The organism is Streptomyces odontomachicola, from assembly GCF_039605595.1.
Lineage (GTDB): Bacteria > Actinomycetota > Actinomycetes > Streptomycetales > Streptomycetaceae > Streptomyces.
Genome location: NZ_JBCFOK010000025.1, coordinates 33,192 through 59,529 on the forward strand (window position 1 = coordinate 33,192; position 26,338 = coordinate 59,529).

Consider the following 26,338-nt stretch of genomic DNA (forward strand, 5'->3'; position numbering starts at 1 on the left):
CGGATGTCACAGGAGATTGTGTCGCCCCAGAACGCGGCCGCGACCGCGCGCGGGGGCGCTCCCCGAGGGGAGGCGGGGGCCGCCCCCGCGGGGGAGCCCGAGGCGCTGCGCCGCGAGGTCTCCCGGCTGCTGGGGAGGGACCTGGGTCCGGCGGACGACGAGGCCAACCTCTTCGAACTCGGCCTGCAGTCCCTCCAGTTGATGCGCCTCACCAACCGGCTCAACAGGGCCGGCGCGAAGGTCGACTTCCGCGAGCTGTCGGCCGACCCGCGGCTCACGGCCTGGTGCGCGCTCCTGAACGGCGCGGGCGGTGAGACGGCGGAGCCGGAGCACGCCCCTGTCCGGGAGAACCCGGTGACCAGGCCCGTGGCTGAGGGCGAGCCCTTCGCGCTGACCTCCGTCCAGCAGGCGTACTGGATCGGGCGCGGCGACGACCAGCCGCTGGGCGGTGTCGGCTGCCACGCGTACCTGGAGATCGACGCGGCGGACGTCGACCCGGGCCGGCTGGAGGGCGCCGTGCGCGCGCTCATGGAGCTGCACCCCATGCTGCGGGCCCGCTTCGAGGCGGACGCCACGCAGCGGGTGCTGCCCCGTTCGCCCTGGCCGGGGCTGACCGTCCACGACTTCAGCGGCCACTCGGCCGGTGCGGCCACGCGCGCGCTGGAGGACCTGCGCGGGCGGCTCTCGCACCGGCGCCTGGACGTGGCGGCGGGGGAGGTGCTGGACGTACAGCTCAGCCTCTCGCCCGACGAGGGCGCCGGTACCCGTGCGCGGCTGCACCTGAACGTGGACCTGCTCGTCGCCGACGTGCACAGCATCAGGCTGCTCCTCGCCGATCTGGCGGCGCTGTATGAGGACCCCGCCTCGGTGCCCGAGGTGACCTGCACCTTCGCGCAGTACCTCGCGGACCGTTCGGCGGCGCGCGCGAGCGAGCGCGAGGCGGCGCGCGCCTACTGGCAGGGGCGGATACCCGAGCTGCCGGGCGGCCCGCGCCTGCCGCTGGCCGTCGACCCCGCCGATGTACGGGAGACCCGCTTCGCGCGGCGCACCCACGAGCTGAGCCCCGAGGAGTGGAGCACGCTCCAGGGCCGGGCAGCGGCCGTCGGCGTCACCCCCTCGGTGCTGGTGGCCACCGCCTTCGCCGAGGTGCTCGCGCGGTGGAGCGGCACCGACAGGTTCCTGCTCAACCTGCCGCTGTTCGACCGGGACATGGACGCGGACCCGCAGATCGGCCGCATCGTCGCGGACTTCACCAGCCTCGTGCTGCTGGAGGTCGACCTGGGCCTCGGCGGCAGCTTCGCCGAGCGCGCGCTGGCGGTGCAGAAGCAGCTCCACCAGGACGTGGGGCACGCCGCCTACACCGGCGTCGAGGTGCTGCGCGACCTGGTGCGCGCCGACGCCGAGGCGCCGCGCGCCGCGCCGGTCGTCTTCGCGTGCAACCTCGACGCGCCGCTGGTCCCCGACGCCTGCGCCGAGCGCTTCGGCGAGCTGTCCTGGATGGTGTCCCAGACCCCGCAGGTCTGGCTGGACCATCAGGTGTACCGCACCCGTTCCGGCGGCCTGCTCCTCGCGTGGGACGCGGTGGAGGAGCTGTTCCCCGACGGCGTGCTGGACGCCATGTTCTCCGCGTACGCGGCGCTGCTCGGCGAACTGGCGGCAGGCGGCGGCCAGGACGGTGTCGGGCCCGCGCTGCCCGAGAGCCAGCGATGTCGCCGCGCCGAGGTCAACTCCGCCACCCGCGAGGAGAGCGGCCGCCTCCTGCACACCGCCTTCTTCGCGCGGGCCGCCGAACGGGCGGGCCACCCCGCCCTGTTGTGGGAGGACGGCGCCCGCCTCACCCACGCGGAGCTCGCAGACCAGGCCCTGCGGATCGGCGCCGCGCTGGTGCGGCGCGGCATCGGGCGGGGTTCCTCGGTCGTGGTCACCGCGCCCAAGGGGCCCGGGCAGATCGCCGCGGTGCTCGGCGTGCTCGCCGCCGGCGCCGCGTACGTACCCGTCGGCGTGGACCAGCCGGCCGCGCGCCGCGCCCGCATCCTCGAACTCAGCGGCGCCCGGCTGGTGTTGGACGGCACGGGCGCCGACCCCGTGTCGCGGGAGACGTCGGCGGCCGGTGACCACGAGGTGCTGGCCCTCGCCGAGGCCCTGCGCGAGGAGCCCCTGGAGCGGCCCGCGCACGCGGAGCCGGGGGACCCCGCGTACACGATCTTCACCTCGGGTTCGACCGGCACGCCCAAGGGCGTCGAGCTGAGCCACCGTGCCGCGGTCAACACCGTCGAGGACGTGAACGAGCGCTTCGGCGTCGGGCACGCCGACCGCGTACTGGCCGTGTCCGCGCTGGACTTCGACCTGTCGGTCTGGGACATCTTCGGCCCGCTCGCCGAGGGCGGGGCCCTGGTGCTGATCGACGAGGCCGAACGGCAGGACGCCCAGCGCTGGCTGGCCCTGTGCGCCCGGCACGGGGTCACGGTGTGGAACAGCGTCCCCGCGCTGATGGACATGCTGCTCACCGCGGCGGACGGCGACCCGCTGCCGCCCTCGCTGCGGCTGGCCCTGCTCTCCGGCGACTGGATCGGCCTGGACCTGCCGGAGCGACTGCGCGAGGCGAGCGGCGGCCGGTGCCGGCTGGTGGGCCTGGGCGGCGCGACCGAGGCCGCGATCTGGTCCAACGCGTACGAGATCGACGGGGTGCCGGAGGGGTGGCGGTCGATCCCGTACGGAACGCCCCTGCGCAACCAGAGGTTCCGGGTCGTGGACTGCCGCGGGCGCGACTGCCCCGACTGGGTGCCCGGCGAGCTGTGGATCGGCGGCACCGGCGTGGCCCTCGGCTACCGCGGCGACCCCGGGCTGAGCGCTGAGCGCTTCCCCGAGGTGGCGGGCGAGCGCTGGTACCGCACCGGTGACCTGGGGCGTTACCGGCCCGACGGCAATCTGGAGTTCCTGGGCCGGCTCGATCACCAGGTGAAGCTCAACGGCTTCCGGGTGGAACTCGGCGAGATCGAGGCCGGGTTGCAGTCGCACCCCGGCGTCTCGGCCGCCGTCGCGGTCACCGTGGGGGAGCACCGCCGCGAGCTGGTCGCGGCGGTGGTGGAGCGGCCGGCGGCGCAGCAGGCGGAGGCCGGGTACGAGATATCGCGGGAGGCCCGCGACGAGGGTCCGGAGCGGGACGGCGACCTGCTCGAACTCCACCTCGTGGAGACGCTGTTGGCCGAACTCCTCGCTCCCGCCGTCGAGGGCCCCGACGGCGCGCGGGCCCTGCCGGTCTGCGACGAGCAGCGGCTCGTCCTGGACGCCTGGTGGGCGCATCTGGAGCGGCACGAGGTGGTGCGGCGCGAGGGCGCGGACGTGCGGCCGGGCAGGCGCTGGCCGGAGGCCCGCCACCCGGAGCGCGCCGAGGCACTGCGCGCGCTGGCACGTGGCACGCATCTGGAACCGGTGGCCACCGCACTGGCCCACGCGGGCCCCGTACTCGCCGCCGTGCTCTCCGGCGCGGCCCACGCCTCGGTGCTGCTGGACGATCCGGTGCTCTCTCCCGAGGGACTGGCCGACGCCTCGCCGGGCACGCACGCGTGCCTCGGGCGGATCGCCGACGCGCTGCGGGGGTCGGCCGAAGAGGGTGCCGGCGCGGTCGCCGAATGGGACGGCGGCAGCGGGCTCGGCGCCGCGCGGCTGCTGTCCGGGCTCGCGCCAGGCAGCCTCGACTACACGCTGTTCTCCCCCTCCGGCACGCTGCTGGCCACGGCCGACACGCGCCTGTCGGAGACGGGCCACCGGGTACGCGGCGTCCGCCAGGGCACCACGGGGGTCCTGGCCGAGCACCTGCACGCCTACGACGCGGTGCTGGCCAACAACGCGCTGCACCGCATGCCCACACCGCAGGCGGCGGTCGCGACCATGGCCCTGCTGCTCAAGCCCGGCGGTCGCCTGCACTTCGTGGAGCGCGAACGGCTGTCCCCGCTGGCCCTGTTGATCGCCCTGCCCCTGGAGGCGCAGGCGGGCCGGATGCGCCCGGGCGGGCCCTGGCTGCTGACGGGACCCGAGTGGGTGCGTGAGTGCGCCGCCGCGGGGCTCACCGACGTGCGGGTGGTGCGCACCGAGGACACCGGTGAGGTGCTGGTCACCGCCCGACGGCCGTACGACGCCGAGGGGCTGGACGCGGAGGAGCTGCGCGGTTGGGCGGAGGAGCGGCTGCCGGCGCACATGGTTCCCGCGGGGATCGTGGCGCTGCCCGCGCTGCCGCTGAGCGCCAACGGCAAGGTCGACCGCGCCGGCGTGCGCGGCGTGCTCGCCTCGCTGGCCGGCGGGCGCCGCGAGGAGGCCGAACCGCCGCGCGGCGCGCTGGAGGAGACCGTCGCCGGGATGTGGACGGAGCTGCTGGGCCTGCCCTCGGTGGGCCGCGAGGAGAACTTCTTCTCGCTGGGCGGCGACAGCCTGCTCGCCACGCGCCTGGTGACACGGGTGCACGCCGAGCTGGGCGTCGAACTGCCCATGCGGGACGTGATGCGCGCGCCGACCGTCGCCGGTCTGAGCGCGCTGATCGGGGGACTGCGGTCGGCGGACCGCGACGGGAGCGCGGGGGCCGGGGCCGCCGACGCGGAATTCGAGGAGGGCGTGCTGTGAGCGGCACGGAATTGCTGGGGGAGTTCGAGAGCGCGGGCATCCGCGTCTGGCGCGAGGGCGGACGGCTGCGCTTCCGCGCGCCGAAGGGCGCGATGACGGACGAGCGCCTGGCGGCACTGCGCGCCGCCAAGGAGGAACTGCTGTCCGCACTGCCGGACATGGAGGGGGCCGGGGGCCGCCCCGGGGAGGGCGGGTCCCGCGACGGGAGCGGCTGGGTGGACGAGCCTGAGGCGCGCCACGAGCCCTTCCCGCTGACCGACATCCAGTCCGCGTATCTGCTGGGCCGCGACGAGGCGTTCGACTACGGAGGCGTGTCCTGCCACATCTACCTGGAGTTCCGCCGCCCCGCCGATCTCGACCCCGAGCGGCTGCAACGCGCGTGGGACGGCCTCGTGGAGCGCCACGAGATGCTGCGCTCGGTCATCTCCGAGGACGGCACCCAGCGCATCGCCCCCCGCCTCGAGGACACCCGCATCCCCGTCACCGACCTGCGCGGGGCCGACCCGGACGACGTGGAACGCGGGCTCGCCGCCGTACGCGAGGAGCTGTCGCACCGGGTGCACCCGGCGGGCGAACGGCCGCTGTACGAGCTGCGGTTGACGCGCTCGGACGGGCACAGCCTGCTGCACCTGTCGATGGACTTCATGGTGCTCGACTGGATCAGCATCCAACTGCTGCTCGCGGAGCTGGAGCAGCGCTATGAGCAGCCCGGATGCGAACTGCCGCCCATCGAGGCCAGCTTCCGCGACTACGTGGCGGCCGAACGGCGGCTGCGCGGGACCGAGCGTTATGCGCGCGACCGCGCCTACTGGTGGGACCGCGTCGACGACCTGCCGGCCGCCCCCGCGCTGCCCCTCGCCGAGGGGCACGACCCGGCGGACGTGCCGCCCCGCTTCCGCCGCCTGTCCGCCGGATTGAGCGAGCGGGAGTGGCAGGCGCTGCGCAAGCGCGCCGCGGGCCAGGGCATCACCCCGGCCAACGCGGTGCTCGCCGCGTACGCCGAGGCCATCGGGCGCTGGAGCGCGAACGAGCGCTTCTGCATGGGCCTGACCGTGCTCAACCGCATGCCCCTGCACCCCCATGTGGACCGGCTGCTCGGGGACTTCACCTCGGTGAGCCTCCTCGCCGTCGACCAGACGGCGCGGGCCTCCTTCGCCGAGCGGGCCCGCGGCCTGGGGGAGCGGCTGTTCGAGGACCTGGACCACCGGCTGTGCGGCGGGGTCGAGGTGCTGCGCGAGCTCGCCCGGCGCCGCGGTCGCCGTGCGGCCCTGATGCCGGTGGTGTTCACCGGCGGCATCGGCGTCGTGGACCGCGCCGTCGGCGAGGCGGCCGGAGGGCTGCGCCCCGCGTACGGGATCAGCCAGACGCCGCAGGTGTGGATCGACTGCCAGGCCACCGACCAGTTCGGCGGCCTGGAGGTCAACTGGGACGTGCGCGAAGGGGTGTTCCCCGACGGGCTGGTGGACGAGATGTTCGCCGCCTTCCGCGCCCTGCTGACCAGGCTCAGCGCGCAGGACGCCGCGTGGTCGGAGCCCGACCCGCTGGGCCTGCCCGAGGGGCAGCGGGAGCGCAGGGCCGCCGTCAACGCCACCGCGGCGCCCGAGCCCGGCGGCCTGCTGCACGCGCCGCTGGTCGCGTATGCGCGCACGCACCCGTACGAGACCGCCGTGCTGGACACGGCCGGGACCATGACCTACGGCGAGTGGCTGGGCCGCGCCGCTGGAGTGGCCCGCGCACTGCGCGAGGGCGGCTGCCGCCGCGGTGACCTCGTCGCCGTCCTGATGGACAAGGGCCGCGAGCAACTGGTGGGCGTGCTGGGCGCCTTGCTGGCCGGCGGCGTTTACGTACCCGTGGACACGGGCCAGCCGCAGGTGCGCAGGGACCGCATCCTCACCGGCTGCGGGGCCCGCCACGCGGTGCTCTCCGGCGCGGAGGCGGCGCACGGCCTGCCGTCCGGCATCCGTGCCGTGGACGTGTCCTCTGCCGAGCCGGTCGCGCTGGGCGAGCTGCCCGACGGGGGCTGCGAGGGGGAGGAGGCAGCGCCCGAGGACCTGGCCTACGTCATCCACACCTCGGGTTCGACCGGCGAGCCCAAGGGCGTGATGATCAGCCACAGGGCCGCCGCGAACACCGTGCACGACATCAACGGCCGCTTCGCCGTTGACGGTTCGGACCGCGTGCTCGGTCTCGCCTCGCTGGGCTTCGACCTGTCGGTGTACGACGTGTTCGGCCCGACCGCCGTGGGCGCGGCCCTGGTGCTGCCCGACCCCGTGCGGCGCGGCGACCCCTCGCACTGGGCCGAGCTGACGGAGCGTCACGGGGTCACGCTGTGGAACTCGGTGCCGGCCCAGTTCCAGATGCTGCTGCACTACCTGGACACCGAGCCGCGCGCACTGGACCGGCTGCGGCTCGCGCTGCTGTCCGGCGACTGGATCCCGCTCGCGCTGCCCGCGCACGCCGGGCGCCGGCTGCCCGGCACCGAGGTGGTGAGCCTGGGCGGCGCCACCGAGGCGGCCATCTGGTCCATCCACCACCGCATCCGCCGCATCGCGCCGCACTGGCGCAGCATCCCGTACGGCGTACCGCTGGCCAACCAGCGCTTCCACGTGCTGGACGCCGCGCTGCGCGACCGCCCCGAACTGGTCGCGGGCGAGCTCTACATCGCGGGCACGGGACTCGCCGAGGGCTATCTGAACGACCCGGAGCGCACCGCCGAGCGCTTCCCGCGCCACCCCGGCACCGGGGAGCGGCTGTATCGCACCGGAGACCTGGGCCGCTATCTGCCGGACGGCGAGATCGAGTTCCTCGGCCGCGCCGACCAGCAGATCAAGATCCGCGGCCACCGCGTGGAGCTCGGGGAGATCGACGCCGTGCTCGGCGAGCACCCGGCGGTGGGCTCCAGCGCCGTGCTGGTGGACGGCGAGGACGCGCTGGAGCGCTCCCTCGTCGCGTTCGTCGAACCGGCGGTGCGCAGCGGTACGGAGGAGGGGAATTCCCCCGCGGCGGAGGCCGTCACGGCCGCCGCGCTCTCCGTCCCGCTCCCGGCCGGTGCGCCCGGCGCCGAGGAGGTCGCCGCCTATGTGCGTCACCTCGACCGCGCGTTCCTGCTGTCGATGGCCGAGGCGGTGTCCCCTTCGGGCCTCTTCGCGGGGCGGGCAGAAGGGCCCTCCGAGGGGGTGTCGGACGGGCTTTCCGAGGAGGACATGGCGGCCCGGCTGCGGGTCGCCGACCGGCACCGCGGGCTGCTGCACCGCTGGCTGACCGCCCTGGAACGGGCCGGGCACGTGCGCCGGGACTCCGGCACCGGCATGTGGCGGGGCGTCGCGGGGCCCGCGCGGGCCGAGGTGGAGCGAGCCTGGGACGCGCTCGCGGCGCACGCGCCCGAGGAGGTGTGCCCGCCCGCGCTGCTGGGGTACTTCCGCGCGCACGCCGGGGCGCTGCCCGCGCTGCTGCGCGGCGAGGAGGAGGCGGTGCGGCTGTTCTTCCCCGGCGGGAGCCAGGAGATCGCGCGAGCCTGGTACGCCGACAACCTCGCCGCGCGGCGGCACCTGGAGACCCTGGGCGCTGCCGTACGGGGTGCCGCCTCCGGTGTCCTCGACCGCCCCGTACGGGTGCTGGAGGTCGGCGGCGGCATCGGCGCTGCCACGGGGCCTGTGCTGGAGGCCCTGGGCGACCGGCCGGTGGACTACCTGTTCACCGACGTCTCCGAATACTTCCTCGCCGACGCCAAGGAGCGCTTCGGCGCGCGGCCCGGGGTGCGCTTCGGCCTGTACGACATGAACCGCGACCCGCGCGAGCAGGGCTACCTGCCGAACTCCTTCGACGTCGTGGTCAGTGCCGGCGCCCTGAACAACGCGCGGGACACCGCGCAGGTCCTCGACCGGCTGCGGACGCTCCTCGCGCCGCAGGGGTGGCTGTGCCTGCTGGAGATGGTCCGCGAACACCCGGAGATCACCGCCACCCAGGCGTTCATGATGGAGGAACCAGCCGACCTGCGAGGGGACTTGGGCACCCTCTTCGTCCACGAGGAGCAGTGGCGGGATCTGCTCACCGCGGCGGGCGCCCACGAGGTGCTGAGCCTGCCGGGCGCCGACGACCCCTTCGCGGCGCTGGGGCAGGGCGTGCTGGCCGCCTCGTTCAAGCAGGACCGTGCCGCGCTGGACGACGGAGAGGTCACCCGGTGGGCGGCCGGACGGCTGCCGGGGCACATGGTTCCCGCGCACGTCCAGGTCATCGACGCGCTGCCGCTGACCTCCAACGGCAAGGTCGACCGCAAGCGGCTGCTCGGCTGGGTGCCGCGGCGCGGCGAGCGCGCGGCGGGCCGCGAGGCCGAGCCGCCGCGCCCCGGCCTCGAACAGCGGCTGGCCGAGCTGTGGGCCGAGCTCCTGGGCGGCGAACTCCCCGCGCGCGAGGACGGGTTCTTCGAGGCGGGCGGCGACTCGCTGCTGGCCGCGCGCCTGGTGGGGCGCGCCCGCGAGAGCGTTCCCGAGGCCGGCGCCGTCACCTTCGACGTGCTGCTCCGCGCGCTCTTGCACACCCCGACGGTCGCGGGGCTGGCCGCGCGGCTGACCGAGGGCGGCGGCGCGGAGGGCGCGGCGACGGGAGAGCAGGGGGCGAAGGGCCGGCTCGCGGTCTCCGAACGGGGTTCGGCGCTGGTCGACCTCGGCGGCTCGGGCTCGGACTCAGGCCCGGACTCCGGACCGGTGCGGCTGCTCGTGCACGAGGGGCTGGGCACCCTCGCCCCGTACCGCCCGCTGATCTCCCGGCTCGCGGCGCAGGGGCCCCTGGTGGGGCTCGCGGTGGCGGACAGCGAGCGCTATCTCGACCTCCCGGCCGAGCGGCTGGTGGAGGACCTGGCGGCGCGGTACGCGCGCGAGGTGCTGGCAGCGGGGCACCGCGAGGTCGAGGTGGTGGGCTACTGCTCGGGCGGCCTCATCGCCGCCGAACTCGCCCGCGCGCTGGGCGAGGGCGGGGCGCGGGTGCACCGGCTCAGCGTCGTCTCCAGCTACCGGATCCCGTACCGGCTGCGCGACGAGCTCATGGTCGACTACGCCTTCGCGCGGGTCATGGGCGCCGACCTGGAGGCCCTGGGCTGGCCGGCGGACGAGGCCGCGATGGGGCACGCGATGGCCGCCGCCCTGGAGCGCTCGCCGAAGTCGCTGGAGCCCGGCGCCTTCGCGCGGCTGGAGGGGGACGAGCGCCTGGCGGCCGTCGCCGAACGCTTCCGACTGCTGGGCGAACGGCCCCCGGGCGAGCGCAGGGACGGGCTGTACGAGGCCTTGGCGCGCACCGAGGCGGGGCTCGGCGACGCGGGTCAGGTGTCGGCGCTGCACCGGGTCTTCGAGCGCACCGTGCAGGCGGTCACGCACTATGAACCGCTGCCGTACGCGGGGGACATCACGTTCCTGCGCCCGCTGGAGCCGACCCACTTCATCCCCGGCTTCCAGGACGACATGACGCGCTTCTGGCGGGACATGTGCCTGGGGGAGCTCACCGTGCTCGACATCCCCGGCGACCACTTCACCTGCATCCAGGAGCCGCACGTGGCATCCGCAGCGGCGGCCCTCACCGAGCGCGCGGAGGAGGCCCGATGAGCGGGGCGGTCGGGGCGCCGCTGCGCGTGGTGGTGTGCGGGACCCGGTTCGGGCAGATCTACCTCTCGGCGCTGGCCCGCCGCCCGGAGCGGTACCGCCTGGTCGGCATCGTGGCGCGCGGCAGCGACCGCTCGCGCGCGCTGGCCGAGGAGTACGGCGTACCGCTCTACCGCTCGGTGGCCGACCTCCCCGACGGGGTGGACGTGGCCTGCGTGGCCGTCTCGGGCGCGGCCGGCGGCGGTCCTGGCGTCGAGCTGGCGCGCGAGCTGATGGAACGCGGGGTGCACGTGCTCCAGGAACACCCCCTGCTCCCGGCCGAGTTGGCGGACTGCCTGCGCACGGCGCGCGGCACCGGCACGCAGTACCTGCTCAACACGTTCTACCCGCACCTGGAACCGGTGCGCCGCTTCATCGCCGCGGCCCGGCGCCTGGTGGAGCTGCGCACTCCGGTGTTCGTGGACGCGATGTGCGCGGTGCAGGTCTCCTTCGACCTGCTGGACATCCTCGCGGAGGTCTTCGGCGGGGTGCGGCCGTGGTCGCTGAGCGCGCCGGAGAAGGCGGATCCCGGCACGGCGGGCCGCCCGCTGACCGCCGTGGAGGCCACGGTCGCCGGGGTGCCGCTGAGTCTGCGGGTGGAGAACCGGATGGAGCCCGGCGACGACAGCAGCAGCCTCTTCCTGCACCGCGTCACGGTGGGCACCGAGGCGGGAAACCTGACGCTGGTCAGCACCCACGGCCCGGTCGTCTGGAGCCCGGTGCTGCGGACGGCGGCCGACGCGGAGGGCCGGTTCCGCGTCGCGGGGGAGTGGGCGGACGGCGGCACGGGCGACGGAGGCCCAGCCCACAGCGGTCCGGAGGGCAACGACTCGGCGGACAGCAACGCCCCTGCGGACAACGGTGCCGAAGTGCTCGGCCCCGCCGAAGGTCCCTCCTGGCAGGAGGTGTTGACGCGGGTGTGGCCCGAGGGCGTGCTGCACGCCCTGGACGAGCTGAGCGCGCGCATCGCGGCGGGCGGCGACCCGCTCGCCGGCGCCCAGCGGCATCTGACGGTGGCCCGGGCATGGCAGGAACTCACCGAGTCGCTGGGCTACCCCGAGGCGTCCGCGCCCCGGCCCGGCGCCCCGCTGCGCGCCGCCGACCTGCTGCCTCCTGACGCCGCGTCAGCAGCGCTGCGCTGAGCCACCGTTCGCTGAACCGCCGGCGCCGAGCCGCCCTGCGCTGAACCGCCGGCGCGGTGCCTGCCGCGCGGTGCCTCCCGCACGGCGCCCGCAGCGCCCTCGCCCCGTCCGGTCCCCGCACCGGGCGGGGCGAAGCGGGTGACAGGGGGAGCGCGGCCCGGTAAGTTATTGTACGCGTACAGATAATGCGGGCACACGGTTGGAGGAGCGGTGAGCGAGGCAGGTCGGAACAGCGGGGCGACCCTCGGCGCCCGGGGCGCACAGGCCCCGGCGGCGTGCGGCGTCCCGGTGGCGGAGGTGGCGAAGTGACCACCACCGAAGCCGGTTCGGCGCGGGAGGGGACGCCCGCGGCCGAGCAGCCCGTCGAGCAGCCCGAGGGGAGCCGGTCGGGGACGGGCGGGGCAGGAGAGGGAAAACCCGGGGCTGAGGTCTCCGGCGGCCGGGCGCTGGCCGGTCTGCTGCGCCCCTACCGCCTCGGCCTGACCGCCGTGCTCGTGCTCCAGGTCGTCAGCGCGCTCGGCGGTCTCGCGCCGCTGATCGCCGTCGTGGAGCTGGGGCGCGCCCTGCTGTCGGCGGGGCCGGTGGACGAGGGGCACGTGTGGACCGTGGTCGCGGTCGGCGCGGGCGGTCTGCTCGTGCGGGTCGTGTTCGCCGCGCTCTCCTCGGGGATCGGGCACCTCATCGACGGCGGGCTCCAGCTCTCCGTGCGGCGGCGGCTGGCCGAGCACCTGGGCCGGGTGCCGCTGGGCTGGTACTCGCGGCGCAGCTCGGGCGAGCTGGGCCAGGTCGTCCAGGAGGACGTGGCGGCGCTGCACCCGCTCACCGCGCACACCCCGGGCGAGGCGACCTCGGCCGTCGTCGTGCCGCTCGTCTCGCTGGCCTATCTGGCCTGGGTGGACTGGCGGCTGACGCTCGTCGCGCTGATCCCCGTGGTCCTCGGCGTCCTGCTCAACCTGATGCTGATGTCCGACGGCCGGCGCCGCGACCAGCTCGCGCTGGACGCCGCGATGGGCCGCATCGCGGGGTCGGCGGTGGAGTACGTCGAGGGCATCGCGGTCGTGAAGGCGTTCGGCGGCTCGGGCCGCGCGCACCGCGCGTTCATCAAGGCGGCGGACGACTTCGCCGCGTACTTCCTCGGCTGGGTGCTCGGCGTCGCCGGGCTCGGCGCGCTCGCCGCGCTGGTGCTCTCGCCGCCCTTCGTGCTCGTGCTGATCCTGGCCGGCGGCACCGCGCTGATCACCGCGGACGCCATGCCGCCCGCCGACCTGCTGCCCTTCCTGCTGCTCGGGCTCGGCCTCACGGCGCCGGTCGCCGCGCTCGGGCACGGCCTCGACGACGTACAGGCGGCGCAGCGCGCTGCGGCCCGCATCCGCGGACTGTTCGCGGTGGAACCGCTCTCCGAGCCGTCCCGTCCTGTGACCCCCGAGGGGCACCGGGTGGAGCTGAGCGGGGTCGCGTACGCGTACGAGCCGGGGCGCGAGGTGCTGCGCGGCATCGACCTCGTCCTCGAACAGGGCACCGTCACCGCGCTGGTGGGGCCCTCGGGCGGCGGGAAGTCCACGCTGGCCCGGCTGCTGCCGCGGTTCGCCGACCCGACGCGCGGCACCGTGCGCATCGGCGGCGCCGACCTGCGCGACATCGCCTCGCGCGACCTGTACGCGCTGGTCTCCTTCGTCTTCCAGGACGTACGGCTGCTGCGCGCGAGCATCGCGGAGAACATCGCGCTCGCGGTGCCGCACGCCGACCGCGAGGAGGTCGTACGGGCCGCGCGGCTCGCCCGCATCCACGACCGGATCACCGAACTGCCCCGCGGATACGACTCGGTGATCGGCGAGGACGCCGGGCTGTCGGGCGGCGAGGCGCAGCGCATCTCCATCGCCCGCGCGCTGCTCACCGACGCGCCGGTGCTGGTGCTCGACGAGGCGACCGCCTTCGCCGATCCGCGTACCGAGTACGACGTGCGGCGCGCGCTGGACACGCTGCGCGAGAACCGCACCCAGCTCGTCATCGCGCACCGCCTGGAGACCATCGCCGAGGCCGACACGGTCGTGGTGCTGGAGGACGGCGCGGTGGCGGAGCGCGGCACACCGGCCGAACTGCTCGCGGTGGACGGCAGGTTCGCCGCGATGTGGGAGGCACAGCAGTCCTGGCCCGGCGACGAGGCCGAGGGCCCGGGCCGCCCGGATGCGCCGGCAGGAGGGGAGCCCGCGCGGGACGGATCGGCGCGGGGCGAGTCCGTACGAGGAGAGGGGACCCGGTGATCCGTGTACTGCTGCGCGTACTCGGCGACGAGCACGCGCGCCCGCTGCGCCGCACGCTGGCGCTGATGGCCGCGACCGCGGTGGCCGAGGGGCTCTCCTACGCCCTGCTGGTGCCGCTGCTCACCGCCCTGTTCGGCGCACGGCCCGCGGACGCCTGGCCGTGGCTGGGCGCCTTCGCCGGCGCGGCGGCCGCGTGCGCGGTGCTGCGCTACCGCTCGGACGTCTCCGGCTTCCGCGTGGGCGCCGCGCTCTCCCGCGGCCTGCACCACCGGCTCGGCGACCACCTGGCGCGACTGCCCCTGGGCTGGTTCACCCCGCGCCGGGTCGGCGAGGTCTCCGTCCTGGCCAGCCGCAGCGTGCTCCAGGTCATGGCGGTCCCCGCACACCGCCTCCAGCCCCTCATCGGCGCCTGCTTCACGCCGCTGACCGTGGTCGCCGTGATGGTCTGCTACGACTGGCGGCTGGGCCTCGCGGCGCTGGTGGCCGCCCCTCTGGTCGCGGCGACCCAGGTGTGGACCGGCCGGGCCACGGCGGCGCAGGATGCGGAACGCGCGCGCCTCGGCGACGAGGCGGCCGGGCGCGTCATCGAATACGTGCGGGCCCAGCCCGTGTTGCGGGTCGGCGGCCGCACCACCGACGGATTCCGGCTGCTGGACGACGCGTTGGAGGGCCAGCGGCGCGCGGTGCGCCGCTCCGCGCTCTCGGCGCTGCCCGGCGTGCTGGGCCTCTCCTTCACGGTGCAGGCCGCGTTCACCGCGCTGCTCGTGCTGGGCACCGTGCTGGCACTGGGCGGGAGCGTCCAGCCGGCCGAGGTGCTGGCCCTGCTGGTGCTGGCGGCGCGCTGCGTGGATCCGCTGCTCTCGCTCTCCGACCTCGGCGGCCAGATGCGCGCCTCGCGCGGCGAACTGGAGCGCCTGGACGCGGTGCTGCGCGAGCCCCCGCTGCCCGAGCCCGCCGAGCCGGCACGGCCCCAGGGCAGCGATCTCGCCCTGGACGCCGTGGCCTTCCGCAGGGACGGCCGTACGGTGCTGGAGGGGCTGTCCCTGACCGTTCCCGAGGGCAGCAGGCTCGCGGTCGTCGGGCCTTCGGGCGCCGGCAAGTCCACGCTGCTCCAGCTCCTCGCGCGCTTCCACGACGTGGACGCGGGCGCGGTGCGGCTCGGCGGCGCGGACGTGCGCGACATGGCGACCGAGGACCTGATGAGCCGGGTCTCGGTGGTCTTCCAGGACGTCTACCTCTTCGAGGGCACCATCGAGGAGAACGTGCGCCTGGGCCGCCCCGGCGCCGACGAGGCCGAGGTCAGGGCGGCCGCGGCCGCCGCACGCCTGGACGAGGTGATCGACCGGCTCCCGGACGGCTGGGCCACCCAGGTCGGCGAGAGCGGCGCGGTGCTCTCCGGCGGGGAGCGCCAACGCGTCTCCATCGCCCGCGCGTTGCTCAAGGACGCGCCCGTCGTCCTGCTGGACGAGGCGACCTCGGCGCTGGACGCCGAGAGCGAACGCGCCGTACAGGACGGCATCGACCGCCTCCTGGAAGGCCGCACGGTGGTCGTCGTCGCGCACAGGCTGCGCACCGTGCGGCAGGCCGACCGCATCGCCTTCCTGGACGGGGGCCACGTCGTCGAGCAGGGCACACACGAGGAACTCCTGCGCCGGGAGGGCCGCTACGCCGACTTCTGGCAGGTCTCCCTGGCGCCCGTAGCGAGTGAGTGAGGCAGAGATGTTCTTTCCGACCGAGAGAGCGGAACCGGTTCCCGCGCCGCGTACCGCCCCGAGCGGCACGGCCGTGCGCCGCCCCGCACCCCGCGCCTGCGCGCGGGCCCGGGTGCTGTGCTTCCCGCACGCGGGCGGCGCCGCGAGCCACTACCGCCGATGGGCCGTCGACGCGCCCTGGGACGTGGAGTTCGCTGTGGTCCAGTACCCGGGCCGCGAGGACCGCTTCGAGGAGACGGCGCCGACCCGCATGGCCGACCTCGTCGCGGCGCTCACCGCCGAGCTCCTGGCGGACGGCCCGGGGCAGCCGCGCCAACTCGGCCTGCCCACCGTGCTGTTCGGGCACAGCATGGGCGCCGCCGTCGCCTACGAGGTCGCCCGCGGCCTCACGGCGGGCGGCCGGGAACCCGCGGCCCTGGTCGCCTCGGGCCGCCCGGCCCCCGAGCTGTCGCGGCCCGGCACCGTGCACCTCGGCGGCGAGGAAGCGCTGCTCGCCGACCTGCGCCGGCTCGGCGGCACCGGCGTCGGCATCCTCGACAACGCCTCGCTGATGTCCGCCGTGCTGCCCACCGTCCGCCGCGACTACCAGCTCATCGAGACGTACAGACCGCTGCCGGGCGTCCCGCTGCGCGCCCCGGTGACCGTCCTGTACGGGGAGGAGGACCCGGAGGTCGACGCGCGGGAGGCCGCGGGCTGGAGCGGGGCGACGGAGGGCTCCTGCGAGGTGCGGGCGCTGCCGGGTGACCACTTCTATCTGGAGGCGCACCGGCAGCGGGTGCTCGACCTGGTGGTGGCGCGGGCCCGCGACGCGGTGTCCGGCACCCCCGCTTCCTGGCCGTCCATGCCCTGACCCGGACCGCCAGCTCCCCTGTGCCGCAAGGGAGTTGACCAAAACGACACCGACCCCCGGATGGATCCGCATCCGGGGGCCGGTGCCGTGCGCGCGTACGGGGTCAGGCGCGGGCGACCAGTCCGTCGACCATGGCCTCCAGGCCCTGCCGGAAGGTGTCGCGGCCGGTGAGCTCGGGCCACTTCTCGGAGAGCGCGGCGAGCCGCGGATAGGACTCGGGGGACAGCTCGGCGAAGGCGCGGTCGCGGTGCGAGGGCTGCTCGGCGTCGGCCTGCCGCCGCTCCCGCGTCACCCGGGTCATCAGCTCGCCGACGGTGAAGTACCAGATGACCCTGTAGGCGTCCACGGCCTCCTCGGGAGTGAGTCCGCACTCGATCGCCGCGTCCACGACCGCCTCCACGATCCACAGCGCCGACACGGCCATCAGGTCGTCCGAGGCGAGCACCTCCACGATCCACGGGCACTCGGCGAGCACGTCGTGCAGGAGCTGGCCTGCCGCCACGATGCGCTTGCGCGGGTCATCGGGCAGTTCGGGACGGGGGATGCGCTGGGCGTGCGCCTCCAGCAGCAGGAGCAGGAGCTCGTCCTTGTCGCGTACGTGGTGGTACAGCGCCATGGGCGTGCTCTCGAGCTCCTTCGCCAGGCGCCGCATCGACAGCGCCTCGGCGCCCTCGGCCGCCAGCAGGCGCTGGGCGGCCTCGATGATCGCCTCCAGCGACAGCCGGGGCGGGCGCCCGGTTCTTCCGGTGCGCTTCGGTCGGGACTGCATCCGTTCCTCTTCTCTCACGTCTCGGCAAGCACCCGCGCGGTGCGCCCCACCGCGGTCGTCGCCTCGGCGGGCGCGGTGGGGGAGCGCGGCTCCTGCGGGGCTGGGCCCTCGCGCCGGGAGGGGGCGGCTGACTCCGGCGGCGCCGGGGGCGCCGCGAACGCCTCGGAAAACACCGGGAGTTGGTCCCCAGGAGGCTCGGCGCCACCGTAGCACCAGGCCAGGCGCTTCACCGGGCCTCCGTCCCCCGGCGTGCACCGGCCCCGCGACCGGTGCGCCGCACCGGCCGCGGCAACGGGTGGGGTGACAACCTACCGGCTCCCGGCTACTGTTACCGGACGCGTACATTTTACGGGTACGAAAACTATGGGGGAGCAGATGGACGAGTCGGGGCCGCACCGCGTGGGACACCGTACGCCGTGGCGGCTGCCGGCTCCGCCGCCCTGACGGCGGCGGACCCCGACCGGCCGCGCGAGCCCGCATCCGCCGCCCCGCTCCGCCCGTTCCTTCCCGGCGGTGCCCGGCGCCGAGCCGCGACGGCGGGGGCTGCCTCCCCCGTCGGCCCCCGCCGTCGCCTTCCCCGCCCGCAGGCCCCGTGAGAAATGCACGGGGCGCGGTGCGGAAATAAACCGGAATCCCAAATTCATGAGTGACCGGCGGGTAATCCGTGAGGCTCCTTGTGAAGCATGTTGTTCGTGTGATGGTGGTTGGGTAAGCTGCGTCGCGCAGTTCGCACGATGGGATGTCTGCATCGGTGCGAAGGGATGCCATAACGGGGGTGTGATGTCCGGTCTGCCGGCCTGCTTGAGGAAATTCCGCCGATTGTGCCCAGGCGGTCCGTCATTTCCGCGCAATGCGCAGGACCGCGGGTCCGAGGGGAAATCTTTGTCCCGGCGTATAGCTTTTCTTAACCTCGCCGGGGCGTGCGTGTGATGGAATCTCCGCGCACGGAGGCAGGGGCCTCAGCCTCCTGAAGCAGCACCTCACGGCGGGTGTGGGCACCGTTTCTGCGTGATCCGTCAGGCATGGCGGCGCATGTGGGGGCGGTCCCGCAATTCCCTCCCGGAATCTCTGTACCCGCACGCGGCGATCTTACCCGTGCGGCACTGGAACAGTCCTTGAATTCGCGTAGGGCGACCACGCGGCGCTCCGCAGGATCCGGCCTGCCCGGCCGGATGTACGGCCCGGCGCCCCGGTCGCCCGTATCCCGGAGGAAGTGAAATGAAGGAGCAGTACGGAACCGTCACGCTGGAAACCGGCCTCGCGCCGCTGGATATCGCCGTCGGCCTCGCGTCAGCGGAAATCTTCGACACCTCCGTCGCATATGAAACCCCGCAGGAGTGGTCCATAGCGGGAGGCGTGGCGGCCGAGGTGGTCGTCGACGCCGACAGCATTCGATGTACGAGATCCGGTGTGACCCGCGTGGAGCCGTGGTTCGGTGAGCCGCTGACCGCGGTGCAGAGGTTCCTCGCCGAGCTGCCGGTCGAGGGCTGGACCGCGTACGGCTGGTGCGCCTTCGAGCTCGCGCACGCCCTCACCGGGATCGGGGTGGACCCCGGGACGCTGATGCACCTGGTGGTGCCCCGTACCGAACTCACGGTGTCCGGCTCCCGGGTGACCGTGCGCAGCCTGGACGAGGAGGCGCTGACCGCGGTGCGGGAGGCGCTGGCCCGCATCGACGCAGGCCGGGCCGGCGCGGGGGCGCGCCCGGAGGAGGAGGCGCGGGCCGCCGTGCCGGTGGATCTGGAGGCCGGGGCCGAGGCGTATGTGCGCGGCGTGGGCTCGCTCGTCGAGGAGATCCGCGCGGGCACGCTGCACAAGGCGATCCTCTCCCGCGCGATCCCGGTCGGCACGGCCGTCGACTTCCCCGCCAGCTACCGCAAGGGCCGCGTGAGCAACACCCCGGCGCGCTCCTTCCTGCTGGACATGGGCGGGCTGCGCAGCTTCGGGTTCAGTCCCGAGACCGTCGTGGAGGTGACAGCGGACCGCCGAGTGGCCAGCCAGCCGCTGGCCGGGAGCCGTGCGCGCACCGGCGACCCCGAGACCGACCGCAAGCTGCGCGAGGACCTGCTGTCCGACCCCAAGGAGCTGCACGAGCACGCCATTTCGGTGAAGCTCGCGGTCGACGAGCTCACCGGCCCGTGCAAGCCGGAGTCGGTGGTGGTCGAGGAGTACATGTCGGTCAAGGAGCGCGGGTCGGTCCAGCATCTGGGCTCGCGGGTGGTGGGGCGGATGCCCGAGGGGGCCAGCCCCTGGGACGCGTTCGCCGCCGTCTTTCCCGCCGTGACCGCGTCCGGGATCCCCAAGCACGCCGCGTACCAGGCCATACGGCGCCACGAGCCGGACCGCCGCGGGCCGTACGCGGGCGTGGTGATGAAGGTCGCGGAGAGCGGCGCGATGGACGCGGCGCTGGTGCTGCGCAGCGTCTACGAGCAGGACGGCAGGACGTGGCTGCGGGCCGGCGCCGGGGTGGTCGAACACTCCGTGCCGGAGCGGGAGTTGGAGGAGACGCGCGAGAAGCTTAGGTCGGTCGCCGCCTCGCTGCTGGCACGCGCCGAGGGCGCGGGAGACGCGGGCGCGGACGCGGGAGAGGCCGGAGCCGCGGTGGCCAGGTCCGCCGTGACCGGTGCCGCCGTTACCGGTGCCTCGCCCGCCGGCCCCGCCGCGCGGCACTGAGCGCCGCGCGGCCGGTCAGCGCGAACCACTTCCCACTCCTGGAGGCAATGGCACCATGCGCACGACGGGGGATGGCATACGCATCCAACTGCTGGGCCCCATACGGGCCTGGCGGGACGGCCACGAGGTCGTCCTCGGTCCGCCGAAGCAGCGGGCCGTCCTGGCGCTGCTGGCCACCCGGGCCGGCGATGTCGTGGGGATCGAGCAGATCATCGACGCGGTGTGGGGGAGCGACATCCCGCGCACAGCGGCCAACGGGGTGCACACGTACGTAGCCGGGCTGCGCCGCACCCTGGAGCCGGGGCGCAGCAGGCGCGGCACCAGCTCCGTGCTGGCCTCGGCCGCGGGCGGCTACTGCCTGCGGGTACACCCGGACTCCGTCGACGTCCGGCGCTTCGCGCAGTGCCACGCGCAGGCGCGCAGGGCACGCGCCGAATCCGGCGGCAGCGGGGCTCCGGGCCTGTACGAGGAGGCCCTGTCCCTCTGGCACGGCGAGGCGTTCGCGGGGATACCGGGCCCGTTCGCCGCGATGGAGCGGACCCGGCTGCACGACCTGAAGACGACGGCCGTGGAGGAGTGGGCCTCGGACATGCTGGCGGCGGGGCGGCACGGCGAGGTGGTCGCCGACCTGTCGGCAGCCGTCGCCGAGGAGCCGCTGCGCGAGAAGCTGACCTGGCTGCTGATGCTGGCCCTGTACCGCTGCGACCGGCAGGCGCACGCGCTCTCGGTGTACGACGGGACGCGCCGGCTCCTCGGCAGCGAACTGGGCATCGAGCCCGGCGCCGAACTGCGCACGCTGCACCAGGAGATCCTGACGGGGCGCGCCGACACCGGAGCCACGCACCGCGAGCAGCACTCCAGGGCCCCGGCACCCGAGCCGGCACGGGCGCGCGTGCCCGCGCCGGGTGCGGACCCGGCACCGGCGCGGGGGCACGAGGGCGTGTACGAGCGCGCCGTGCCGGACACCCCGCGCCCCGCCCAACTGCCGCCGCTGGCACGCGGCTTCGTGGGCCGTACGGCGGAACTGGCACGGCTGGAGCGGGCGCTGACCGAGGAGCCCGAGCACGCCACGGCGAGCACGCGGGTCGCGGTGGTGAACGGGCTGGCCGGCGTGGGCAAGACGGCGGTCGTGCTGGAGCTGGCGCACCGGCTCAGGGGCCGCTTCCCCGACGGCCAGCTCTTCGTGGACCTCGGCGGCACCGGCCTCCAGGGGAAGCCGCTCACCGCGTCCGAGGCGCTGGCCCAGCTACTGACCAGCCTCGGCGTCGAGGACGGGCGGATGCCCTGCGAACTGGCGGGCCGGGTCAGCCTGTACCGCAGCCTCCTGCACGAGCGGCGCATGCTGGTGGTGCTGGACGACGCGGCGGGCGCCGAGCAGGTGCGGCCGCTGATCCCGCCGGGCGCGTCCAGCGTGCTCGCCACCAGCCGCCGGCGGCTCACCGGGCTGGCCATCCGCGACGGCGCGCACCTCGTGCGGGTCGGGCCGCTGTCCGAGGCCGAGTCGGCGGAGCTCCTCGCCTACCTCGGCGGCGAGCGGCTGCGCCGCGAACCGGGCGCGATCACGCGCCTGGCGCGGGTGTGCGGGGGACTGCCGCTGGCGCTGCGCAGCGCCGTGGAGGGCCTGCTCGCCGCGCGCGACGACGCACCGGCCACGCCGGTCGAACGGTACGCGGACGAGCGGGGGTTACTGGACCGGCTCACGGTGGAGGACGACGCGGCCGCGAACCTGCGCACCGTGTTCCAGGCGTCCTACCACGCGCTGCCGCCGGAGGCCGCGCGGATGTTCCGCTATCTGGGCCTGCACTCCGGCGGCACGATCACCGTGCAGGAGGCGGCCACGTTGGCGGGCGCGGGCCAGGCCACGGCACGCCACCTGCTGAACCTGCTGGTCGACGGCCACCTGCTGGAGCGCGTCTCGCCGCAGCGCTACCGGTTCCACGGCCTGATCCGCATCTACGCGGCCGAGTGCGCGCAGCAGGAGCCGAAGACCGAGCGCGACCTGGCGCTGGTGCGGCTGCTCGGGCGCGAGCGGTACTTCGTGCCGCGCCGCGCTCCGGTGCTGGAGAAGGACCCGATGCTGCGGGTCACGGCGAGCTGAGCGGGGCGCGGGGAGGGCGGAGCCGGGCGCCGGCTCGTCCTCCCCGCGCCCCGGAAGGCGGCCCACCCCGCGTCCCGGAAGACCCCCGGTGAGAAGAGGGTGAAATACAAGTCCCGGTCTGGACAGGCCAGTTGGGGCACTGGTTGCCTGTTCAACCTGCGAGGCCCGGGGCTCGTACCGAGGGCGCGGGCACATGGCGAGACGGTGAGGTAGGCATGCGCGAGAACACGGCGAATGCGGCCGCGGCTGACCCGGGCGGAGACCCCGGGACGCCCAGCGTGGCCCGGATGTACGACTTCTACCTCGGCGGTACGGACAACTACCCGGTGGACCGCGAGGCGGTCGGCGAGCTGGACAAGGTGGTGCCCAGCACCCGCCCGCTCGCCGTCAACAACCGGCGGTTCCTCCGGCGCGTGGTGCGGGTGCTGGCCGAGGAGTACGGGGTGCGCCAGTTCCTCGACCAGGGCTCGGGGCTGCCCACACAGGACAACGTCCACCAGGTCGCGCAGCGGGTGGACCCCGCGGCGCGGGTCGTCTACGTGGACAACGACCCCGCGGTGCTGGAGCGGGGCGGCATGCTGCTCAGGGAGAGCGGGGCCGGCGAGCGCACGGCCGTGATCGAGGCCGACATGCGGGACACCGAGACCATCTTCGGGCACCCCGACACCCGGCGGCTGCTCGACCTGGACGAGCCGGTCGGCGTGCTGTTCGTGTCGGTGATGCACTGCCTGCCCGACGCCTCGGCCGACGGCGCCGGCGGCCCGGCCGAGCTGGTGGAGCGGGTGCTGGAGAAGGTGCCATCCGGCAGCTTCCTGGTCATCAACCAGCTCGTCAGCGACCAGAAGGAGACCCGCGACTTCGTCACCGGATTCATGGACGAGGCCACGCACGGCAATTGGGGCCGGGTGCGGGAAGAGCACGAGGTCGCCCGGTACTTCGAGGGCCTGGAGGTGCTGGAGCCCGGCCTGGGCCGGATCAACGACTGGCGCCTGGACGCCGAGGCGGCGAAGCCGCTGCCGGAACCGGGCGGCGAGTGGTGGGAGTTCGGCGGGGTGGCGCGCAAGCCCTGAGCGTGCGGAAGCGTCCCGACGAATCCGGTGGGGCGGGCTTGAGCCGGGTGCTGAGGCCCGGGTGCTCACGCCCGCCCCTTGTCTCGGCTCCCTCTTACGTCTTCACGTTGACCGCGCCCGGCCCCCGTACCGCCCGCTGGGAGATCCGCCAGAGCTGGCCCTCCCAGGTGGCCACGTACAGCCAGCCGCCGGTGCGGTCCAGCGCGAGGCCGACGGGCGAGAAGGAGACGCCGCCGCCCCCGGTGGCCGCCACCCGCTGCGCGCCGTCCGCGAGGTGGACCTCGTGCAGGCGGTCGCCGAGGTGGTCGGAGACGTAGGCGCGGCCCGCGCCGTCCAGCGCGATGCGCGGGCTCGTCCGGGAGACCGTGGCCACCTCCGTCTTGGCGCCTTGACGCAGGTCGATCCGCCACAGCGGCCCTGTGCCGTCCCGGTGGCCGACGTACGCCGTCCCGTCGCCGTCCATGGCCACGCCCGAGGGACCCGCACCCAAGTCCTCGGCGACGGGCGTCTGTTCCCCGTTCGCCGGGTCGACCGCGATCAGCTTCTGGTGGTCCCAGTCGGTGACGTACACCGTGCCCCCGTACAGTCCGACGCCGTACGCGCGCAGCTCGCCGGCGACCTGCCGGGTCGCGCCCGTGGCCAGGTCCACCGAGAGCAGGCGCCTGCCGGAGAAGTCGGTGACATAGGCCAGGCCGCCGCCGTCCAGCGCCACATCGCACACTTCGCCCAGGTCATCGCTGCGTACCGTGTAGGTGGCCCCCGAAGCGAGGTCGACCCCGATCAGCCGGTGGGTGCTGCGACTGGCCACGTACGCCTTCCCGTGCGCCGTGTCCAGGGCGATGCCCTCGGCGTTCCCGAGGTCGGCGGTGATCAGGGCGGTGAGCACGTTGGCGCTCGCGGCGCGGTCGTGCGCCTGGCGCAGACGCTGCTGCGCCTCCTCGCCGAGCCCCGGCATGTCCTCCTCGCGGATCTCCGCCTTCACCGATGCGAAGGCCTTGTCCTTTGTCGAAGAGGCCATGTCCGAGGTCGTCCTGGGATCCTCGGACGCCTGGCGCTGGGCCGAGGACACGTCGCTCGTCCTCTGGAAGAGCGGGTCCAGGAAACCCAGCACGCCGAATGCGCCGTGCGGTGTCTGGTGCAGCAGCCACGGATCGCGCGCGCTCTCCCAGTCGCGCACATAGCCCGAGGCGCTGCCGGACACCGTGTCGTTCTCCTCGTCCCAGGTCCCCTCCTCGGCGCCCGGGGTGCTGTCGTGGAGGGATTGCGCGGTGTCCTTCGCGGAATCGGCCTCGCCGCCGCCGCTGTCGAAGATGTTCTCGAACGTCATGTCGTCCCCTCTCGGTCTGCTCGGCGGAAGCGGATTCACCCCTGGTAGAGGGGCGCTTTCTGAGTCTGGTAGTCGAGCGTTTCGGGCTGGAACACCCGGTGTTCGCCGGCGCACACCGAGACGATTTCGGCCTCCCCTTTCTGCAGGAACCTCCGGTCCTCGTCGGCCAGGTCGAAGGCGCCGCCGTCCTCGTGACGGTCGCCGAGCCGCCACGCGATCACCTTGGAGGGCTCGGCCTTCGGGTCCTCGGGGCCCTGCGGCTTCTTCTCCTGCACCTGCACCGGCTTTTCGTAGTACAGAGCGACCCAGCCGCCGAACGTGACGGGGTATTCGTAGTCGAACCTCCGCACCTCGCGCCGCTGCGTGGCCGGGACGTCCACCCGGCTGCTCACTTCCACGCTCACCGACGCCGTGTGCTTCCACGCGGTGGTCAGCGAACCGCTGATGGAGCCGGTGATTCCCAGCAGCAGTTCACCCCACAGTTCGCCGGTGCCCGTCGCGGTGCCCGTGGCCGTCGTCGTGCTCGTCATCTGCGTCTGGGTCTCCGCGTCGGTGCCCTGACGGTCCTTGCTGTTGAGCATGGTGCTCTTCTGGTACTGCTGCATCGCCATGCTCTTCTGGAGCTGCTGCTGGAGCGAGGAAGTGGATTTCGCGCCGAAGGTCAGCTTCACCTCGCCCTGGAGCGACCAGCTGATGGTGTTCGAGATGGAGAACTCGACGGTGTCCGTCACGGTGATCTTGATGGGGTCGGTGCCGTTGACGTACGTCTGCTTCGAGATGACGTCGGGCGGCGGCTGCTCCACGCCGCCCCGCTCCTCGACCACCGGGACGCCCACGTTCATATAGGCGCGCCAGCCCCGTTGTCGGGCGGTGTCCTCGTCCGCCGGGAACCGCTCGTACCGCACCTTGTTGAGGGAGAAGCCGACGGGGTCGATCGGGTCGCCGCCCTCGGCGGGCGTCCGCCGGAAGGCGCCCCGCGCCCTGTTCCGCTCCAGGATTCCGGCGGCCTTGTCCTCGATGCCGAGTTCCCGCTGGTTCTTGGTGGTGAGCGGGTGGCGCATGAACACGTCGTTGATATAGGCGGTGCCCACCGGGTTCTTGGCGCTCTCGTTTCCCATTCTCTGCGGATCCCCCAATGCGATGTCGAATGTGCCCGGGTCTGCGTCCGTGCCGCCGTGCCGAGGTGCGCACCCTTCCGGAGACCAGGCAAAAGTACGGGTGCGGAGCGCGGGCGATCAGCCCGCCGATCCGGCCACGCGGCGGGAACAGGACAGGCGGCGCCGACCACGTGAACCGGCGGGCTCCGGGCGGTAATTCAGCTGGTGAGCCGGACAGCTGTTCCCTTTACCGGGATCCGCCGGGGTCCAAGAGGCCGCGAAACCGGGCCACATGGTGACGTACCCATGCGTGGCCTGAATTGCCGTCCCTGGCGGCATGCGCGTAACCGGGCGATCCGTAAGTGGCCTGGACGTGCCGCCCGAACTCCCGTGAACGGGCGCCCGCCTGCCGTGTCGCGCCCCTCAGTCCTTGAATGCCTCAGCCCGTCACGATTCCCGTGACCAGATTGATGGTGGTGGCCAGAATGCTGGTGCCGAAGAGGTAGGAGAGAAGGCAGTGGCGCAGGACCACCGAGCGGATGTCCGGGCAGGAGACCTCGGTGTCGGAGACCTGATACGTCATGCCGAGGTTGTAGCTGAAATACAGGAAGTCCCGGAATCTGGGCTCCTGTTGGTAATGGAAGTTGATCCCGCCCACGGGCTTCTTGTGATAGCGGTGCGCATAGCGGGTGGCGTACATCAGGTGCAGCGCGGCCCAGGACATGAAGACCCCGCCGAGCGCGATGGCGGCCGCCGCGTTGCCGTTGCCGTTGCGGGAGTGGCCGATCAGCAGCAGTACGACGATGGCGACCAGCCCGCACAGCGCGAGGGTGACCACCACCAGCTCCTCCAGCACGGGCTTGAAGTCCTGGCGCCGGGCGTTGAGGGCGGTCTGCTCGGCGGTCATCGGCCACAGCACGAGCCACCCGGCGGCCACGAACACCGCGGCGCCCAGGGCGATTCCGGACAGCACGCCCAGCAGGGCCTCGATCGCCGAGCCGATCGCGAGACCCGCGACGGCGCCGACGATCACGGAGCCGACCAGGCGCGGCACGGCGGAGAAGGGCAGCCGGTGATTCATCGGCGCCCCCG

At 74.2% G+C, this 26,338-nt stretch carries 14 protein-coding genes; 9 read left to right on the forward strand and 5 right to left on the reverse strand.

Going from position 1 to position 26,338, the window contains the following annotated elements:
- Positions 1 to 3: 3 nt before the first annotated feature.
- The 6 genes from ABEE00_RS32935 to ABEE00_RS32960 all read left to right on the forward strand — a co-directional run bounded on the left by ABEE00_RS32935 (position 4) and on the right by ABEE00_RS32960 (position 16,212).
- Positions 4 to 4,617, forward strand: a complete 4,614-nt coding sequence (locus tag ABEE00_RS32935) for an amino acid adenylation domain-containing protein (protein ID WP_345749449.1) — start codon at positions 4 to 6, stop codon at positions 4,615 to 4,617.
- Positions 4,614 to 10,211: an amino acid adenylation domain-containing protein gene (locus ABEE00_RS32940; protein WP_345749450.1), complete on the forward strand. Its 5,598-nt coding sequence runs from the start codon at positions 4,614 to 4,616 to the stop codon at positions 10,209 to 10,211. Before ABEE00_RS32935 ends, ABEE00_RS32940 begins: the two co-directional genes overlap by 4 nt.
- Positions 10,208 to 11,389, forward strand: a complete 1,182-nt coding sequence (locus ABEE00_RS32945) for a Gfo/Idh/MocA family oxidoreductase (RefSeq protein ID WP_345749451.1) — start codon at positions 10,208 to 10,210, stop codon at positions 11,387 to 11,389. The genes ABEE00_RS32940 and ABEE00_RS32945 overlap by 4 nt, the downstream gene beginning before the upstream one ends.
- Positions 11,390 to 11,694: 305 nt before the next feature.
- The gene (locus ABEE00_RS32950) at positions 11,695 to 13,650 is read left to right on the forward strand and encodes an ABC transporter ATP-binding protein (RefSeq protein ID WP_345749452.1); all 1,956 of its coding nucleotides are present in this window, start codon (positions 11,695 to 11,697) and stop codon (positions 13,648 to 13,650) included.
- A complete protein-coding gene (locus tag ABEE00_RS32955) occupies positions 13,647 to 15,362 on the forward strand; it encodes an ABC transporter ATP-binding protein (protein WP_345749453.1) in 1,716 nt (571 codons plus the stop codon). Before ABEE00_RS32950 ends, ABEE00_RS32955 begins: the two co-directional genes overlap by 4 nt.
- A gap of 7 nt (positions 15,363 to 15,369) precedes the next feature.
- Positions 15,370 to 16,212, forward strand: coding sequence for a thioesterase II family protein (locus tag ABEE00_RS32960; protein WP_345749454.1), 843 nt, complete (start codon positions 15,370 to 15,372; stop codon positions 16,210 to 16,212).
- A 103-nt stretch (positions 16,213 to 16,315) separates the two neighbouring features.
- On the opposite strand, the gene ABEE00_RS32965 is transcribed toward ABEE00_RS32960, so the two are convergent.
- On the reverse strand, positions 16,316 to 16,981 hold the full coding sequence (locus ABEE00_RS32965) for a TetR/AcrR family transcriptional regulator (RefSeq protein ID WP_345749455.1): 666 nt from the start codon (positions 16,979 to 16,981) through the stop codon (positions 16,316 to 16,318).
- Between the two features lie 14 nt (positions 16,982 to 16,995).
- A complete protein-coding gene (locus tag ABEE00_RS32970; RefSeq protein ID WP_345749456.1) occupies positions 16,996 to 17,211 on the reverse strand; it encodes a hypothetical protein in 216 nt (71 codons plus the stop codon).
- 988 nt (positions 17,212 to 18,199) lie between these two features.
- Between ABEE00_RS32970 and ABEE00_RS32975 the strand changes: the two genes are divergently transcribed.
- From ABEE00_RS32975 to ABEE00_RS32985, 3 genes are all read left to right on the forward strand, one after another.
- Complete coding sequence (locus ABEE00_RS32975) at positions 18,200 to 19,654, forward strand: salicylate synthase (RefSeq protein ID WP_345749457.1); 1,455 nt, start codon at positions 18,200 to 18,202, stop codon at positions 19,652 to 19,654.
- Positions 19,655 to 19,709: 55 nt separating this feature from the next.
- Complete coding sequence (locus ABEE00_RS32980; protein ID WP_345749458.1) at positions 19,710 to 21,752, forward strand: AfsR/SARP family transcriptional regulator; 2,043 nt, start codon at positions 19,710 to 19,712, stop codon at positions 21,750 to 21,752.
- 215 nt (positions 21,753 to 21,967) lie between these two features.
- Complete coding sequence (locus tag ABEE00_RS32985; protein ID WP_345749459.1) at positions 21,968 to 22,822, forward strand: SAM-dependent methyltransferase; 855 nt, start codon at positions 21,968 to 21,970, stop codon at positions 22,820 to 22,822.
- 94 nt (positions 22,823 to 22,916) lie between these two features.
- On the opposite strand, the gene ABEE00_RS32990 is transcribed toward ABEE00_RS32985, so the two are convergent.
- The 3 genes from ABEE00_RS32990 to ABEE00_RS33000 form a co-directional block, all read right to left on the reverse strand.
- Positions 22,917 to 24,149, reverse strand: coding sequence for a Vgb family protein (locus tag ABEE00_RS32990; protein WP_345749460.1), 1,233 nt, complete (start codon positions 24,147 to 24,149; stop codon positions 22,917 to 22,919).
- A 35-nt stretch (positions 24,150 to 24,184) separates the two neighbouring features.
- The gene (locus ABEE00_RS32995) at positions 24,185 to 25,267 is read right to left on the reverse strand and encodes a gluconolaconase (protein ID WP_345749461.1); all 1,083 of its coding nucleotides are present in this window, start codon (positions 25,265 to 25,267) and stop codon (positions 24,185 to 24,187) included.
- A 418-nt stretch (positions 25,268 to 25,685) separates the two neighbouring features.
- Positions 25,686 to 26,327: a DUF1345 domain-containing protein gene (locus ABEE00_RS33000; protein ID WP_345749462.1), complete on the reverse strand. Its 642-nt coding sequence runs from the start codon at positions 26,325 to 26,327 to the stop codon at positions 25,686 to 25,688.
- Positions 26,328 to 26,338 lie beyond the last annotated feature (11 nt).

Coding starts and splice junctions, on each gene's coding strand:
- ABEE00_RS32990 (WP_345749460.1), bottom strand. CDS start 24,149: ATGACGTTCGAGAACATCTTCGACAGCGGCGGCGGCGAGGCCGATTCC.
- ABEE00_RS32985 (WP_345749459.1), top strand. CDS start 21,968: ATGCGCGAGAACACGGCGAATGCGGCCGCGGCTGACCCGGGCGGAGAC.
- ABEE00_RS32965 (WP_345749455.1), bottom strand. CDS start 16,981: ATGCAGTCCCGACCGAAGCGCACCGGAAGAACCGGGCGCCCGCCCCGG.
- ABEE00_RS32945 (WP_345749451.1), top strand. CDS start 10,208: ATGAGCGGGGCGGTCGGGGCGCCGCTGCGCGTGGTGGTGTGCGGGACC.
- ABEE00_RS32980 (WP_345749458.1), top strand. CDS start 19,710: ATGCGCACGACGGGGGATGGCATACGCATCCAACTGCTGGGCCCCATA.
- ABEE00_RS33000 (WP_345749462.1), bottom strand. CDS start 26,327: ATGAATCACCGGCTGCCCTTCTCCGCCGTGCCGCGCCTGGTCGGCTCC.
- ABEE00_RS32960 (WP_345749454.1), top strand. CDS start 15,370: ATGTTCTTTCCGACCGAGAGAGCGGAACCGGTTCCCGCGCCGCGTACC.
- ABEE00_RS32935 (WP_345749449.1), top strand. CDS start 4: ATGTCACAGGAGATTGTGTCGCCCCAGAACGCGGCCGCGACCGCGCGC.
- ABEE00_RS32995 (WP_345749461.1), bottom strand. CDS start 25,267: ATGGGAAACGAGAGCGCCAAGAACCCGGTGGGCACCGCCTATATCAAC.
- ABEE00_RS32975 (WP_345749457.1), top strand. CDS start 18,200: ATGAAGGAGCAGTACGGAACCGTCACGCTGGAAACCGGCCTCGCGCCG.